This is a genomic window from Pseudoalteromonas sp. S1650 (genome assembly GCF_005887195.1).
Classification (GTDB): Bacteria; Pseudomonadota; Gammaproteobacteria; order Enterobacterales; family Alteromonadaceae; genus Pseudoalteromonas; species Pseudoalteromonas simplex.
The window spans coordinates 1-262 of record NZ_PNDF01000220.1 but is presented as its reverse complement, the minus strand read 5'-3'; the positions used below and the strand labels follow the sequence as shown (position 1 = coordinate 262).

Here is a 262-nt window from a genome sequence, read left to right as displayed (position 1 = left end):
TTTAAGTTGTTACATGTGGCACAAAATAACTCAAGCCATTTCTCGGTAGTTTAATGCCGAGCCGCCGGTACTTCCAGTTTCTATTCGCCAGAGAGGTACTGACACGTGATTGAATCTATGCTAGCTAGAATATCGTCATGGGGACCTTGAGCAATAACATGCCCGCCATGAACACCGGAACCCTGGACGATATCGATAATATGATCCGCAGCGCGAATGGCATCTTCGTCATGTTCAACCACAATACCGGTGTTGCCTAAAT

General features: G+C 46.2%; 1 pseudogene. It reads right to left on the bottom strand.

Annotation, left to right across the window (positions count from 1 at the left end):
• Positions 1-53: 53 nt before the first annotated feature.
• A pseudogene (locus CWB80_RS22220) lies at positions 54-262 on the bottom strand (hypothetical protein); the annotation flags it as partial.